Origin of the sequence: Pseudomonas sp. Pse35, from assembly GCF_024519715.1 — a bacterium.
In the GTDB taxonomy this organism is placed as follows: Bacteria; Pseudomonadota; Gammaproteobacteria; order Pseudomonadales; family Pseudomonadaceae; genus Aquipseudomonas; species Aquipseudomonas paracarnis.
Genome location: NZ_JALJRP010000044.1, coordinates 1 through 13,944 on the forward strand (window position 1 = coordinate 1; position 13,944 = coordinate 13,944).

At 62.7% G+C, this 13,944-nt stretch carries 9 protein-coding genes; 5 read left to right on the top strand and 4 right to left on the bottom strand.

The features are described from left to right. Nucleotides 1-172 precede the first annotated feature (172 nt). Nucleotides 173-3,247, bottom strand: a complete 3,075-nt coding sequence (locus tag OC445_RS24745; RefSeq protein WP_262020413.1) for an efflux RND transporter permease subunit — start codon at nucleotides 3,245-3,247, stop codon at nucleotides 173-175. Nucleotides 3,248-3,249: 2 nt separating this feature from the next. Then, on the bottom strand, nucleotides 3,250-4,356 hold the full coding sequence (locus tag OC445_RS24750) for an efflux RND transporter periplasmic adaptor subunit (protein WP_034125871.1): 1,107 nt from the start codon (nucleotides 4,354-4,356) through the stop codon (nucleotides 3,250-3,252). A gap of 100 nt (nucleotides 4,357-4,456) precedes the next feature. On the opposite strand from OC445_RS24750, the gene OC445_RS24755 reads away from it, so the two are divergent. From OC445_RS24755 to OC445_RS24770, 4 genes are all read left to right on the top strand, one after another. Beyond that, nucleotides 4,457-5,662: a multidrug effflux MFS transporter gene (locus OC445_RS24755; protein ID WP_262020414.1), complete on the top strand. Its 1,206-nt coding sequence runs from the start codon at nucleotides 4,457-4,459 to the stop codon at nucleotides 5,660-5,662. A 76-nt stretch (nucleotides 5,663-5,738) separates the two neighbouring features. Beyond that, nucleotides 5,739-6,605: a pirin family protein gene (locus tag OC445_RS24760; RefSeq protein WP_262020415.1), complete on the top strand. Its 867-nt coding sequence runs from the start codon at nucleotides 5,739-5,741 to the stop codon at nucleotides 6,603-6,605. Nucleotides 6,606-6,771: 166 nt separating this feature from the next. Then, entirely contained in the window at nucleotides 6,772-8,217 is a 1,446-nt protein-coding gene (locus tag OC445_RS24765; RefSeq protein ID WP_127881274.1) for a mechanosensitive ion channel family protein, read from the top strand. A gap of 93 nt (nucleotides 8,218-8,310) precedes the next feature. Further along, nucleotides 8,311-8,748, top strand: coding sequence for a carboxymuconolactone decarboxylase family protein (locus OC445_RS24770; protein ID WP_034125784.1), 438 nt, complete (start codon nucleotides 8,311-8,313; stop codon nucleotides 8,746-8,748). Between the two features lie 128 nt (nucleotides 8,749-8,876). Here OC445_RS24770 and OC445_RS24775 read toward each other — a convergent pair whose 3' ends face one another. Further along, nucleotides 8,877-11,039 (bottom strand): TonB-dependent siderophore receptor, encoded by a 2,163-nt coding sequence (locus OC445_RS24775; RefSeq protein WP_262020416.1) that lies wholly within the window; start codon nucleotides 11,037-11,039, stop codon nucleotides 8,877-8,879. A gap of 192 nt (nucleotides 11,040-11,231) precedes the next feature. Between OC445_RS24775 and OC445_RS24780 the strand changes: the two genes are divergently transcribed. Continuing rightward, nucleotides 11,232-12,011, top strand: a complete 780-nt coding sequence (locus tag OC445_RS24780; protein WP_003190660.1) for an acetoin reductase — start codon at nucleotides 11,232-11,234, stop codon at nucleotides 12,009-12,011. A 41-nt stretch (nucleotides 12,012-12,052) separates the two neighbouring features. On the opposite strand, the gene OC445_RS24785 is transcribed toward OC445_RS24780, so the two are convergent. Beyond that, complete coding sequence (locus OC445_RS24785; protein WP_262020417.1) at nucleotides 12,053-13,915, bottom strand: sigma-54-dependent Fis family transcriptional regulator; 1,863 nt, start codon at nucleotides 13,913-13,915, stop codon at nucleotides 12,053-12,055. Between the last annotated feature and the right edge of the window lie 29 nt (nucleotides 13,916-13,944).

Consider the following 13,944-nt stretch of genomic DNA (forward strand, 5'->3'; position numbering starts at 1 on the left):
TCAACCTTCGGCGCTTCGGGATCCATCGGCACCAGCATCAGGTTGGCCAGCACCGCGATCAAGAGACAGCCCCATTCATCAGGGCTCTAACGAACACCACCATCTGCAATCCCTCGCACTGTTTGATCAGGCGAGGGACTTTGCAGCGGTGGAAAGCGGAGGGGAGTAGAGCTTATCCGGCCGTTACGTGGGACGTTTCAGCAACCTTGTCGCGCAGTACCAGGCTGCACAGCGCCGGCAGGAACAACAGCGTCAACACCGTGCCTACCAGCACACCGCCAATCAGCACATAAGCCAGCGACGACCAGAACACCGAGAGCGTCAACGGAATGAACGCCAGCGCCGCCGCCAGTGCGGTCAGGATCACCGGGCGGGCACGTCGCACGGTGGCTTCGATAATGGCCTCGCGAATCGCCATGCCGTGGTCCTGGTTCTGGCGGATCTGGTCGGTGAAGATCAGCGTATTGCGCATCAGGATGCCGCCGATGCCAATCAGGCCCAGGATCGCGTTGAAGCCGAACGGCTGGTTGAACAGCAACAAGGTCGGCACTGCACCAATCAGGCCCAAAGGCGCGGTAGCGAACACCATGAACATCACGCCGAACGAGCGCACCTGGAACATGATCACCGTGAGGGTCAGCAGGATCATGATCGGAAACAGCGCCGCAAGGGCCACGTTGGCCTTGGCGCTTTCCTCAACCGGGCCGCCGATGTCGATTTTGTAACCGCTGGGCAGCTTGGCGATCAGCGGTTGCAGGTCTTTGTACACCGCCATTTCGACATCGGGCGGTTGTACGCCGTCGATGATGTCGGCGCGTACCTCCACGGTGGTGGCGCGGTCGCGGCGCTTGAGGATCGGTTCTTCCATCACCGCCTTGAAATGCCCGACCTGGGCCAGCGGCACCGACGTACCGGCGCTGTTGGTCAGTGTCATGTTGTTGAGGTTGGCCAGGTCTTCGCGTTGGCTGCCTTGGGCGCGGGCCACCACTGAGACGGTGCGGTTGCCTTCGCGAACTTCGGTGATCGGGTTGCCGCTGAGCAGGGCGTTGAGTTGGGACTTGACCTCGTCGGGGGTAAAACCCAGCAAGCGCAAGCGATCCTGGTCCAGCACCAGGCGATAACCGCTGGCACGCTCGCCCCATTCTAGGAAGGTGTCTCTGGTCAGCGTGTTGCCGGCCACGACCTGACGCACGTCTTCAGACAGCCCGCGCAGCACATTCAGGTCGGGCCCCGAGACGCGAAACACCACCGGGAACGGCACCGGCGGGCCGAAGACGAGCTGCGTGACCCGTACCCGCGCCGACGGAAATTCGCCTGCCGCAATGCGTTCACGCATCCGCAGTTTCAGCGCGTCGCGGGCGTGGGAGTCCGGGGTTTGCACGATCAACTTGGCGAACGCCGGGTCCGGCATTTCAGGGTTCAACGACAGGAAGAACCGCGGTGCACCGCCGCCCACATAGGTGTCGACCATACTGGTCTGCGGCTCTTGCAACAGCGCCTTCTCCACCTGCGCCGCCACGGCTTCGGTGCTTTTGAAGGCACTGCCGGGTGGCATATACACTTCCAGAATCAGCTCCGAGCGGTCGGAGTCCGGGAAGAACTGTTTCTTCACCACCGCCATACCCAGGCCGCATACCACGAACGCGGCCACCACCATGCCGGTCACCAGCCAGCGCCCGCGCACGCAGGCCTCCACCAGGCTGCGCAGTGTCTGGTAGTAGCGCCCGGCATAAATCGCATCATGCCCGCCGGGCACTGGCTTGATCTGCGGCAACAACTTCACGCCCAGGTAAGGCGTGAACACCACGGCCACCAGCCAGGATGAAATCAGGGCGAAACCCACGATCCAGAAGATATTGCCGGCGTATTCACCCGCCCCGGAACGCGCAAACCCAACCGGCAGAAAACCGATGATGGTGACCAGGGTGCCGGTCAGCATCGGCGCCGCTGTTGAGCTCCAGGCGTAGGTGGCCGCGTGGATGCGGTCAAAGCCTTCTTCGAGTTTGACCACCATCATCTCGATGGCAATGATCGCGTCGTCCACCAACAGGCCCAGGGAGATGATCAATGCGCCGAGGGTCACGCGATCGAATTCACGGCCGGTGACCAGCATGATCACGAACACGATCGACAGCGTAAGCGGCACAGCCGCCGCCACCACCAGCCCCACGCGAAAGCCCAGGGCCAGCAGGCTGATCAGCATCACCACGGCCAGGGCGACGAAGAATTTGAGCATGAACTCATTCACCGCCAGGCTGATGTTTTTCGCCTGGTCGGAGACCTTGGCGAAATTCACGCCCAGGGGCAGGTCGGCCTGGATCCGCGCTTCTTCGGCTTGCAGGCTCTTGTCCAATTCCAGGCCGTTCCAGTGCTTCTCCATGATCACGCCCAGCATCAACGCCGGGTCGCCCTGATGGCGGATGCGATAACTGGGCGGGTCTTCATAACCGCGGCTCACGGTGGCCACATCGGCGATGCGCAATACGCGGCCATTGACTTGCAGGGGCACGTTCTCGATCAAGGCCAGGCTGTCGAACGCGCCGTCGATGCGGATATAAGCGCGGGCGCCCGCCGTTTCGACGAAGCCTGAGGGCGCCACGGCGTTTTGTGCGGCGAGGGCGGCGAAGATCTGTGCGGGCTTGATGCCCAGGGTTGCCAGGCGTTCATAGGAAAACTCCACAAACACGCGCTGGGCCTGCTCGCCAAGGATATTGACCTTCTTCACCCCCGGCAGGTTGAGCAAACCCTGGCGCAGTTCCTCGGCCATTTGCACCTGTTGACGGTGGGGCAGGTGTTCGGCTTCCAGGGCGTACAGCGCAAAGTACACGTCGGAATATTCATCGTTGAAAAACGGCCCGATCACGCCCTTTGGCAGGCGCGTGGCTTCGTCGCTGAGTTTTTTGCGGGTCTGGTAGAACAGCTCCTGAATCTCGCTCGGGCGCGTGGACTCCAGGAAGGTCATGCGCATCGACACAAAGCCTGGCTGGGCGATGGTCTCGACGCGATCGTAGTAGTCCAGTTCCTGCAGGCGCTTTTCCAGGCGGTCGGCTACTTGCTCCTGCATCTCCTGGGCGGTGGCGCCGGGCCAGGCGGCGGTGATGGTCATGACCTTGACGGTAAACGAAGGGTCTTCTGCGCGCCCCAGCTTGCCGAACGCGAAGACCCCGGCAACGAGGATCGCAATCAGCAAGAACAAGGTGACGGCGCGGTGCTTGACGGCCAGTTCGGAGAGGTTGATCCCGCGCATACTCATTGATCCTGCTTACGGTTTAGGGCCAGGGCCTGGGCGGGCAGCAAGCGCACCGTGTCGCCGCTGTGCAACAGGTGAGCGCCGAGGGCGACGATGGTTTGGCCGGGTGTTACGCCGCTGTCGAGCAAGGCGTCTTCCTGGCCGAGGCTGGCGACCTTCACCGGGGCAAAGCTGATCTTTTGATCATCGCCAATCAGCCATACGCCCGTGCCTTGCCCCGCATCCTGCAAGGCGCCAATCGGCACGCGGGTTTGCAGGGGCTGGCCGTTGCCTTGCAGGCGCACGGTGATGGTGGAGCCGAGGGCGAAACGCTCGACCGAACCCTGCAGCACGTAACGTGCGCGGTAGGTGCGGGTGACCGGGTCGGCGCTGGCGGACAGTTCGCGCAGGGTGGCGGTCACGGCCTGGTCGGCTGCGCCAAAGGGAAACGCCAGGGCTTTTTGCGCGGCCAGGTCACGCCGGTTCTCCGGCAGGTTGACGATGGCTTCGCGGGCGCCGTCATGGGCCAGGCGCGCCACGATTTGCCCTTCGGCCACCACTTGGCCGCGATCGGCCAGCACGTCGGTGATGATGCCGTCGCCATCGGCCTTGAGGACCGAATAAGTGCGACGGTTTTCGATCTGGCTGGCGTCCGATTGCGCCGCGGCCAGTTCGGCCTGGGCGACGCGCAGGTTGGTGGCCGACTGGTCGAAGATCTGCCGCGACACCGCGCCGGTACTGGCCAGGCGCTGGTAACGGTTTTCATCATCACGGCGCTGGCGCAGTTGGGCCTGGGCGGCGTTGACGCGGTTCTTGGCCGAGCGCAGCGCCAGTTCGAAGTCGCCGATGTCCAGCACCAACAGGGTGTCACCACGGGAGACGTGCTGGCCGGGGTCGACCTTGCGCTCGATCACCTTGCCGCTGACCCGAAAGCCCAGGTCACTTTCAGTGCGTGCCGCCACCACGCCGGTATAGGCGCTTTGCTGGGTGCCGGCTGCTTCGACTGTGGCGGCCAGCACCGGGCGCGATGTGGGCGCCTGGGCGGCGCTGTCGGCCTTGCTGTTACAGCCACTGAGGACCACCAGCAGAGCCAGTGGCGTGAGAAGGCGCAGGGGGAGAGGGGGCATGACGAACTCCAGGGTGACCATAGGGCAAAAAATTATGGACATAATTTTTCGCTCATATTATGGTCGAAATATAAATTAATCCAGCCCCCGGATACTCCCCATGGCAAACGCCCCGGCACCCTCACGCAGCTTGCTGTTCTTGCTGGTTGCCCTCACCGCATTGGGTGAAGTCTCGACGCAACTGATCATCCCCGGCCTGGGTGCCATCGAGCACGCGCTGCAGGCGCCGCAAGGCTCGGCACTGATGGCGCTGTCGGCATTCGTTGCTGCGTTTGGCCTGGGGCAGCTACTGTTCGGGCCGCTGTCGGATCGCATCGGCCGGCGGCCAGTCTTGATCGGGGGCCTGGCGCTCTACGTAGTGGCGACGCTGGCGATGCTGCTGGTCACCGACATCCAGCAGTTTATCGCCGCCCGGGTGTGGCAAGGCCTGGGCGCGTGCGCCGCGCTGGTACTAGCGCGCACCGTGGTGCGCGATGTGTGGAAAGCCGAGGCAGGCCCGGCCCTGGCGCTGACGATGATCGGCATGTTGTATGCCATCGTCGTTGCGCCGATAGCAGGGGGCTTACTGATCAAATTGCTGGGTTGGCGTGCGCCCATCGCCCTGGCGTTGGTGATCGGTAGCCTGGTGTTATTGCTGGCGCTGCTGTTCTTTCGCGAGAGCAACCATCACCTCGATCCCAAGGCCGCACACTGGCGCACCCTCGGCGGGCAATATCTGGATCTGTTCAAGGGGCGCCAGTACCGTGCTTACGCCGTGGCCCTGGCGTGTACCTATGGCGCGATGTTTGCGGTGATCGCGGGTTCATCGGCGGTGTTTATCAATCTGCTGGGGTTCAGCAGCCTTGAGTACGGGCTCGACTTCGGACTGATTGTGTCGATGCTGATCGTCGGCTCCACCTACACCCGGCGTAACATTCAGCGCCTGGGGCCGCAACGCATTGTGGCGATGGGTGTGACGATGGTGGCGGTGGGCGGGGTGGCAGCCCTGGCGATTTACGGCGTGTTCGGGTTGTCGGTAGTGGGGCTGGATATTCCCATCGCCCTGGTCACGCTCGGCGGCGGCCTGGTGCTGCCCGGCTCCGTTACCGGGGCCGTGATGCCCAATGCGCACCGTGCGGGTTTAGCCGCCGGGCTCATGGGATTTGCACAGATGTTCGGCGCCACGTGCAGCGGGTTGCTGCTGAGCCAGTTACGCGATGGCAGTGCCGCGCCGATGATCGTTATCCAGGCCGGGTTTGCACTGTCGGCACTGGTTGCCTTTCAACTGCTGCGCCAACGCCAGGTTAAAACGCTGTCCTATATATAGAACGATCAGGGCCATTTTTACCGGCTAGTGCTCAAGGGTGAGGCGATTTAAGGTGTACTCACTTTGGAGGTACACCATGAAAAAGCTGATTGGTATCTACACCAGCCCCCGCGCCCACTGGGTCGGCGACGGCTTTCCGGTACGCACGCTGTTTTCCTACGACACCATGGGCAAGCACATCAGCCCATTCCTGTTGCTGGATCACGCAGGTCCAGCCGAATTCACCCCGACTGAACAACGTCGCGGCGTCGGCCAGCACCCGCATCGCGGTTTTGAAACCGTGACCATCGTCTACGACGGCGAAGTCGAGCACCGCGATTCTACCGGTGCCGGCGGCAAAGTCGGCCCGGGCGATGTGCAATGGATGACCGCAGCCAAAGGGATCCTGCACGAAGAGTTTCACTCCCAAGACTTCGCTCGTAGTGGCGGCGCACTGGAGATGGTGCAACTGTGGGTCAACCTGCCGGCCAAGGACAAAATGGCGGATGCCGGTTACCAGACCATCGTCGATGGCGACATTCCGGTGCTGCCATTGGCAAACGACGCCGGCCACCTGCGCCTGATCGCCGGGAAATTTGCCGGTACTCAAGGCCCGGCCCGCACCTTCACGCCGATAGACGTATGGGACTTGCGCCTCTACGCCGGTAAAGCGGTCACGCTGGACCTGCACGCCGGGCGTAACACCGCCTTGGTGGTGCTCAGCGGCACGTTGTTGATCAATGGCGAAGAAGTCGCACGCCAGGGGCAATTGGCCCTGTTCGAGCGCGACGGTAAGCAACTGACCCTGGAGGCCAACGACGACGCCAAGGTGCTGCTGCTCAGCGGCGAACCCATCGACGAGCCCATCGTCGGCCACGGTCCGTTCGTGATGAACACCGAGCAGGAGATTCACCAGGCATTTGCCGACTTTCAGTCGGGCCAGTTCGGGCAAATGCACGCCTGACGGTTCACCGCAACCTCCTGTGGGAGCTGGCTTGCCTGCGATAGCATCACCCTGGTGTAGCTGATACACCGCGGTGTTTGCATCGCAGGCAAGCCAGCTCCTACATTTTGTTTCCAGGTTTCTGATTTCATGCGATCTTCTCGGCATTCGCCCTGGAGTCGCCTGGATGCCCTCATTTATCGCTGATCACCCGATGCTGTGCGCCGTGGCGTTGATCCTGATCGACATCGCCGTGTGGCGCCTTATTTCCCCCAACCTGGCCAACTGGAAACTCGCAGCGCGGCTGGTGATTTTCGCGGTGTTCAGTGCCGTGTTGTTCAACGACGGCATGAACCCCATGCAAGCGGCGCCCTATGCCGATGACACCACCTTGCACCTGGCCGCCACGGCGCTGCAGATCGGCTGGTGGTTGTTCGCCGCGCGCACCCTCACGGTATTGCTTGGCGCGGTGATGATGCAGCGGGTCGGCCATACCGGGCGTTTGTTGCAGGACCTGATGGGCGCAGTGATTTTCCTCATTGCGATCATCGCCGCCATGGCCTACGTGCTCGACCTGCCGGTCAAGGGCGTGCTGGCCACCTCCGGCGCCGTGGCGATCATCGTCGGCCTGGCCTTGCAAAGCACCCTGAGCGATGTGTTTTCCGGGATCGTCCTCAATACCACCAAGCCTTACCAGATCGATGACTGGATCTCCATCGACGGCACCGAAGGCCGTGTCACCGATATCGACTGGCGCGCCACGCGCCTGCAAACCTCCCAGGGCAGCCTGGCGGTGATCCCCAACTCCCTGGCGGCCAAGGCCAAGATCATCAACTTTTCGCGCCCGGCAGACATGTTCGGCCTAGCGGTCAGCCTGCAAGTCAGCCCCCATGCGCGCCCGCAAACCGTGATCGAAGCGTTGGAACGTGCGATGCAGGGCTGCCGGCCGTTGCTGGCCCAGCCGGCGCCCAGCGTCGCGTTCAAAGCGTCCACCGGCAGTGGCGTGGAATATGAGATCAGCGGCTTTGTGCCGGCCATGGGCCTCAAGCGCGAAACCCGCAACCAGCTTTACGACCTGGCCTACCGGCATTTGCAGGCGGCGGGCGTGGGGCTGTTGTCCGCCACCGAAGGCAGCACGCCGCCTGCGGTGTCTGGCGCCCGCGCCTTGCTGGAGCGCTCGACGATCTTCTCCACCTTGCGCCAGGAAGAAAAAGACACCTTCAGCCAGAACATGACCCTGCACACCTACCGCGCCGGTGAGATGATCCTGGCGGCGGGGGAGGTCAGCGATCACCTGTTCATCATCGAGTCCGGCGTGGTCTCGGTGCTGTTGATCAAGGACGGGCACAAGTTCGAGGCTGGGCGCATGGGCCCTGGGGAGGTGATCGGTGAGTCCGGCATTCTCTCCGACCAGGCGGCGCTGGCGGATTTTTCGGCCAAGACCTACTGCACGCTCTACCGCATCGAAAATGAATACCTCAAGCCGTGCCTGGACGCCCGGCATGATATCGGCGAAGCCATGAAGGCGCTGCTGGACTTCCGCCGCCATGCCGCCCAGGCCCTGACCGAAGACGCGCCCGTGGTACCGGTCAAGAAGGGCTTCATCCAGTGGCTGAGGAACCGCGGCCTGTAGATTGGTCACCTGTTCTTCGCCCGGATTGGCTATTTCTCCAGAACGCTGCGCTGACTACTCTGCGCACCTATCCCAACGTTCTGGAGATTCACCATGCAAACCCGTACCGATTTCTATACCGCCTCCCCGGACGCCATGAAAGCCATGCTCGCTCTGGAAGCGGCGGTGGGCAAACTCTCCATCGAACTGCCACTGCTGGAACTGGTGCGCTTGCGCGTATCGCAGATCAACGGCTGCGCGTTCTGCCTCGACATGCACACCGCCGATGCGCGCAAGGGCGGCGAGACCGAACGGCGCCTGTACACCGTGTCGGCCTGGCGTGAAACGCCATTTTTCACCCCACGTGAACGCGCCGCGCTGGCCTGGGCCGAAAGCCTGACGCTGCTCAGCCACACCCACGCACCCGACGAAGACTTCAACGCCCTGGCTGCGCAGTTCAGCCCACAGGAACAAGTCGACCTGAGCGTCGCCATCGCCACCATCAACAGCTGGAACCGCCTGGCGGTGGGCTTTCGCAAGATGCCCAAGTAACGATCGGAGGGTAGCCGCTTTTTGTGGCGAGGGAGCTTGCTCCCGCTCGACAGCGAAGCTGGAGCCGGATTTTTAGGGGCGCTTCGCACCCCAGCGGGAGCAAGCTCCCTCGCCACAGAGTCGGAGGTTCAGAAATTTACTGAAGCACTCAGGCGCGCCGTCAGCGGTGCGCCCTGGAACAGGTAGTCATCGCCCATATACTCGCCCGCGTCGCGCCAGTAGCGCTTGTCGAACAGGTTATCGACGCTCAGGCGAAACACGGTCTCGTAGCCATCGACCTTGGTGGTGTAGCGGCTGCCGACGTTGACCACCGCATAGTCGCCCACTTCCACGTTGCCGGTGCGATTGGCGGACTTCTTGGCGCTGTATTGCACGCCGCCCAATACCGCCAGGCCGTTGACCCAGGGCAGGGCGTAGTCGGCGTACACACTGGCGCGCAGCTTGGGCACGTTGATCGCCTGATGGCCTTCGTATTCCTGCGTGCCGCTGCCGCTCACCCGCGCTCGGATCGCGGCCACGCTGGTGGCGATCTGCAGACGGTCGGTGGCCCAGCCGTTGGCGGACAATTCAATGCCGGTGTTTTTTTGCTGGCCCTGCTGCACGTAGTTGAACGTGCCACCTTCGGGCTTGGCGTACTGGTAAGCCTGGCGCGTCTGGAATACAGCGGCGGCGAAGCTGATACGGCGCCAGTCGTATTTCACCCCGGCTTCGATCTGGCGCGAGACGGTGGGGGCGAGTGTTTCATCGGGATTGTTTGCAAACCACGGCGCGGTGCCGCCCAGGGACAGGCCCTTGCTGTAGCTGGTGTACAGCGAAACGTTGTCCACTGGCTTGTAAATCAACGAGGCCTGGGGCAGGAACACGTACTGTTGGGTGTGGCGCGTCTGGTTGCCAGTGACGCTGTCGAAGGCTTTTTCGTCCAGGCGCACTTCACGGCCGCCGAGGATGGTTTGCCAGTGCTCGTTGAAGCGGATGCGGTCGGTGACGAACAGCCCGTACTGGCGGCTGTCGAGGTTGCGGTGGCTGTCGTTCAACGGCTTGTCGGTCGGGGGAAAGCTCGGCACCTCTTCGTTGATATTGGCGGTGCCGATGAATTCGTTGACCGACTTGCGTTTGTCGATCACTCGGCGAAACGCGCTGCTGCCAAAGGTCAGTTCATGGCCGATGCCGGCAGTGTCGAAGAGGCCGGTCATGGCCGCCTGGATTTCGTCGTCGCGGCGAGTGTCGTCCGGGCTGCGGTAGTCGTAGACGTCGTAATTGCCTTCGGGGCTGAAGTAGTTCGGCACGCTGGCGGCACTGCAACTGGCCGAACCATAGCAACCCCAGGCAAACGAGCTGTAGTCATCAATCACCACCTTGCTACGCGCCGCGCTGACACTGCCTTTCCACTGATCGCTGAAACGGTACTCGAACTTGCCGTTGAGGTTCAGCGAATCAATCCCGACCTGCTTGCCGCCCGTCTGGTGCCCCAACAGCTTCTTCGGTGAAGCACCGTGGGGCACTTCGGTGCCCCCCAGCAGTTGATACCCCGGTACCGAACGCTGTTGCTTGTTCTGGTATTCGGCGTCCAGTTGCAGCACGGCGTCGGGGCTGATGTTCCAGTCAAAGGCCAGGGACACGAAATCGCGCTGGCCGTTGGCGTGTTCCACATAGGAATTGAGGTCTTCATGGGCGACGTTGGCGCGCAGGCCGAACTGCTGCTCGCTGCCAAACCAGCCGCCGACATCGGTGGCGATGTAACCACTGCCACGATCATCGGTGGACACCGTCACCGAGCGCACATCCTGGGGGCGTTTGGTCACGTAATTGATCACCCCGCTGGGCTCGGAAATACCGCTCTGCAAACCGGCCAGGCCCTTGAGCACTTCCACCTGCTGCTTGTTTTCCAGCGCGACGTTCTGCTCGCCGGTGATGGTGCGCCCATTGATCTTGTAGCTGCTGGCCGCGTTCAGCGAAAAGCCACGCACCACGAAATTCTCGTAATAACCGATGGGCGCGTAACTGTCGCCCACCGAGGCATCGTTGCGCAGCACTTCACTGAGCAAGCGTGCCTGCTGGTCCTTGATCAGCGCGGCGTTGATCACGGTGATCGAGGCGGGGGTGTCCAACAGCGGCGCTTCATCAAAGCCGCCCACCGACGCGGTTTCACTGCGGTAGCCCGACTCATCCTGGCCCTGGACCTTTACCGTCGGCAACTCGATCTCGGCGGCCAGGCTGCTGCCGATGCCGCCACTGAGCAACAGGCCGAGGGCGAAACGTGAAGTGACGACGGGGCGAAAACGCAAAACCATGGGGCAAGGCCTTAAAGCGCTGGGCGGGGGGGCGCCTAAGCTAGGCATAAGCGCGGCCTTTTACAAGCTTTCGCGCAAGGTTCATGCGGCGAGACAACCCGTCTCAGCTCCGATGCCGATCCTGTTACGGCTCGACAGCCAGGCGCCGACTTGCGATAGACAAGGCTCCCCTCATCGTTTCAGGAGATTGTCATGGGTATCGCAGGTAAAGTCGCGCTGGTCACCGGCGCCGGGCAGGGCATAGGCCGGGCTATTGCCATGCGCCTTGCACAGGACGGCGCCGATGTCGCGTTGGTGGACATTGACGGCGCCAAGCTCAACGCCGTGGCCGCCGAAATCGTCGCCACCGGCCGCAAAGCCTCTGTGTTCATCGCTGATGTATCCAGACGCGAACAGGTGACGGCTGCGGTAGAGCATGCCCACCAGACGCTGGGCGGATTCGACATCATCGTCAATAACGCCGGAGTGGCGCAGATCGACTCATTGCTCGATGTCAGCCCGCAGCAGGTCGAGCGCACCCTGGATATCAACGTCAAGGGCGTGCTGTGGGGGATCCAGGCGGCCGCCAACAAATTCAAGGCACTCAAGCACAAGGGCAAGATCATCAATGCTTGTTCAATCGCAGGGCATGAAGGCTTTGCGCTGTTAGGGGTCTACTCGGCGAGCAAATTCGCGGTGCGCGCCTTGACCCAGGCGGCGGCCAAGGAACTGGCGAGCGCGGGGATCACGGTAAACGCCTATTGCCCCGGTGTGGTGGGCACCGATATGTGGGTTGAGATCGACAAGCGCATGGCCGAGATTACCGGGGCGCAGGTGGGGGCAACCTACAAGCAGTACGTGGATGGGATTGCCTTGGGCCGTGCGCAAACGCCGGAGGATGTGGCGGGGTTTGTGGCATTTCTGGCAGGCCCGGACGCAGACTATATGACCGGGCAGGCGCCGTTGATCGACGGTGGCCTGGTCTACCGCTGACAGCGTGGTCGACTCGCCTGCGTGGGAGTCGACCCCTTGTATCAGTGGGTTTTGCCGGGCATATCAATACCCAGTTGGTTCACGCGTCGGTACAGGGTTGCCCTTGAAATCCCCAGGGCCTGTGCCGCAGGTGAGGGTTTCCAGCGATGGCGAATCAACGCATCCAGAACCATTTGACGCTCGGGGCTGGCGCTCTGTTCGGCCAGCCCTTGAGGCTGCTCGCCCCGGATATCAATCGGCAAATCCGCCACTTGCAGCGTAGTCCCTTCGCACACCGCACAGGCGTACGCCAGCACATGCCGCAGTTGCCGCACATTGCCCGGCCACGCATAACCCAGCAGCAATTGCAGTGCGGCCTGGCCGATGCCCAACGACACGCCACTGTTACGCGCCTCTTGCTCCAACAGCCGATTGATCAGGGCCAGCTTATCGGTGCGTTCGCGCAACGGTGGCAGGCAGAAACGCGCACAACCCAGGCGAAAGTACAGGTCTTCACGGAATCGGCCCGCGCTGACCAGCGCCGCCAAATCGCGGTGGCTGGCGCAGATCACCTGAATGTTCACCACGCGGGTTTTCGCTGCGCCCAACGGCGCGACTTCACCCTCGGCCAGCACCCTCAGCAACCGTGTCTGCAACGCCAGCGGCATATCGCCGATTTCGTCGAGGAACAACGTACCGCCGTCGGCTTTCAGTAGCAGCCCGCTCATGCCTTTGCTGGACGCTCCGGTGAAGGCGCCGGGCGAATAGCCGAACAGCTCGCTTTCAATCAGGCTTTCGGGAATCGCCGCGCAGTTCACCGCCACAAACGGCCCGTCCCGGCGCGTGCTGTGCTCATGCAACTGGCGGGCGAAGACTTCTTTGCCGACGCCGGTTTCACCTTGCACCAGCACGGGCAGGTTGCGGTCCTTGACCCGCGCAGCCAAGCGCAGGTGCTCCTGGATCCGCGGGTCGACTTGAGTCTCTGGCAGCGCCCGAACCGAGGGGCGTCGGGGTGCATTGACCCTCACGTGTACCGCGCCGGGCTTGCCCAGCCAGTGCAACTGCCGGGTTGACTGATCAGTGGCTGCACGCAATGCATCCACATCGAACACTTCGCCGATATGCTCAGGCAGTTGGCCAAAGCGCAAGCGCAGGGCTTGACGCGCCTTGCTGTTCAAGGCGTGCAGACGTCCGTCCTGGTCCCAGGCCAGCAGCAGGTCGGGTTGGCTGTCGACAAAGCCTGGAGTGCTATGGGCTTGTAATACCCAGTGCTGCCGGGCGCTGTGCATGAAAAAAGCGTTTTCGATGGCCTGGGCGCTCTGCGCCACCATCTGCCGTATCAGGTGCTGGCTGCCGCGGTCATCCGGCGACTTGAGCGCCGAGACATCCAGCACACCCAACAGGTGGCCCTGCGGGTCGAAGATGGGCGCAGCCGAACACGTCAGGCCGATAAACGCTGCGCGAAAGTGATCACGCTTGTGCACCGTCACCGCTGTTTTACTGGTCAGCACCGTGGCCACGCCGCAGGTGCCTTCCTCGGCTTCCGACCAGCAGGTGCCCAGGTAAAGGCCGGCCTTGCGGCAGTCGGTGCGAATGCTCGCATCGACACGGTGATCGATGGTCTGGCCCTGGGCGTCGGTGAGCATCACGCAGTAGTCGGCATGGCGCACGCGATGGTGCAACTGTGCGACTTCTTCGCCGGCGATGCGCATGAACAGCTCGGCGCGCTCGCGGCATTCCTTGAGCAAGGGTTCGCTGAGGATACGTGGACCTTGCAGGGAGCCGGGGTCCAGGCGGTGTTGCTCCATGGACCGCCGCCACGAATCGAAGATCAGCGACGGCACGGGCGCCTGGGGCAGGCGCTCGGCATTGCGGACCACGCGACTGACACAGTCGACATGCTCCCTGGAGTTCATGGCGAGCATAAAGCCTCCGGTTCTCAAGCTTTGTTGTT

What these genes read in the sequence shown, in the direction of transcription:
- OC445_RS24765 (WP_127881274.1), top strand. Translation starts at nt 6,772, where the DNA reads ATGCCCTCATTTATCGCTGATCACCCGATGCTGTGCGCCGTGGCGTTG.
- OC445_RS24745 (WP_262020413.1), bottom strand. Translation starts at nt 3,247, where the DNA reads ATGCGCGGGATCAACCTCTCCGAACTGGCCGTCAAGCACCGCGCCGTC.
- OC445_RS24755 (WP_262020414.1), top strand. Translation starts at nt 4,457, where the DNA reads ATGGCAAACGCCCCGGCACCCTCACGCAGCTTGCTGTTCTTGCTGGTT.
- OC445_RS24780 (WP_003190660.1), top strand. Translation starts at nt 11,232, where the DNA reads ATGGGTATCGCAGGTAAAGTCGCGCTGGTCACCGGCGCCGGGCAGGGC.
- OC445_RS24785 (WP_262020417.1), bottom strand. Translation starts at nt 13,915, where the DNA reads ATGCTCGCCATGAACTCCAGGGAGCATGTCGACTGTGTCAGTCGCGTG.
- OC445_RS24775 (WP_262020416.1), bottom strand. Translation starts at nt 11,039, where the DNA reads ATGGTTTTGCGTTTTCGCCCCGTCGTCACTTCACGTTTCGCCCTCGGC.
- OC445_RS24770 (WP_034125784.1), top strand. Translation starts at nt 8,311, where the DNA reads ATGCAAACCCGTACCGATTTCTATACCGCCTCCCCGGACGCCATGAAA.
- OC445_RS24760 (WP_262020415.1), top strand. Translation starts at nt 5,739, where the DNA reads ATGAAAAAGCTGATTGGTATCTACACCAGCCCCCGCGCCCACTGGGTC.
- OC445_RS24750 (WP_034125871.1), bottom strand. Translation starts at nt 4,356, where the DNA reads ATGCCCCCTCTCCCCCTGCGCCTTCTCACGCCACTGGCTCTGCTGGTG.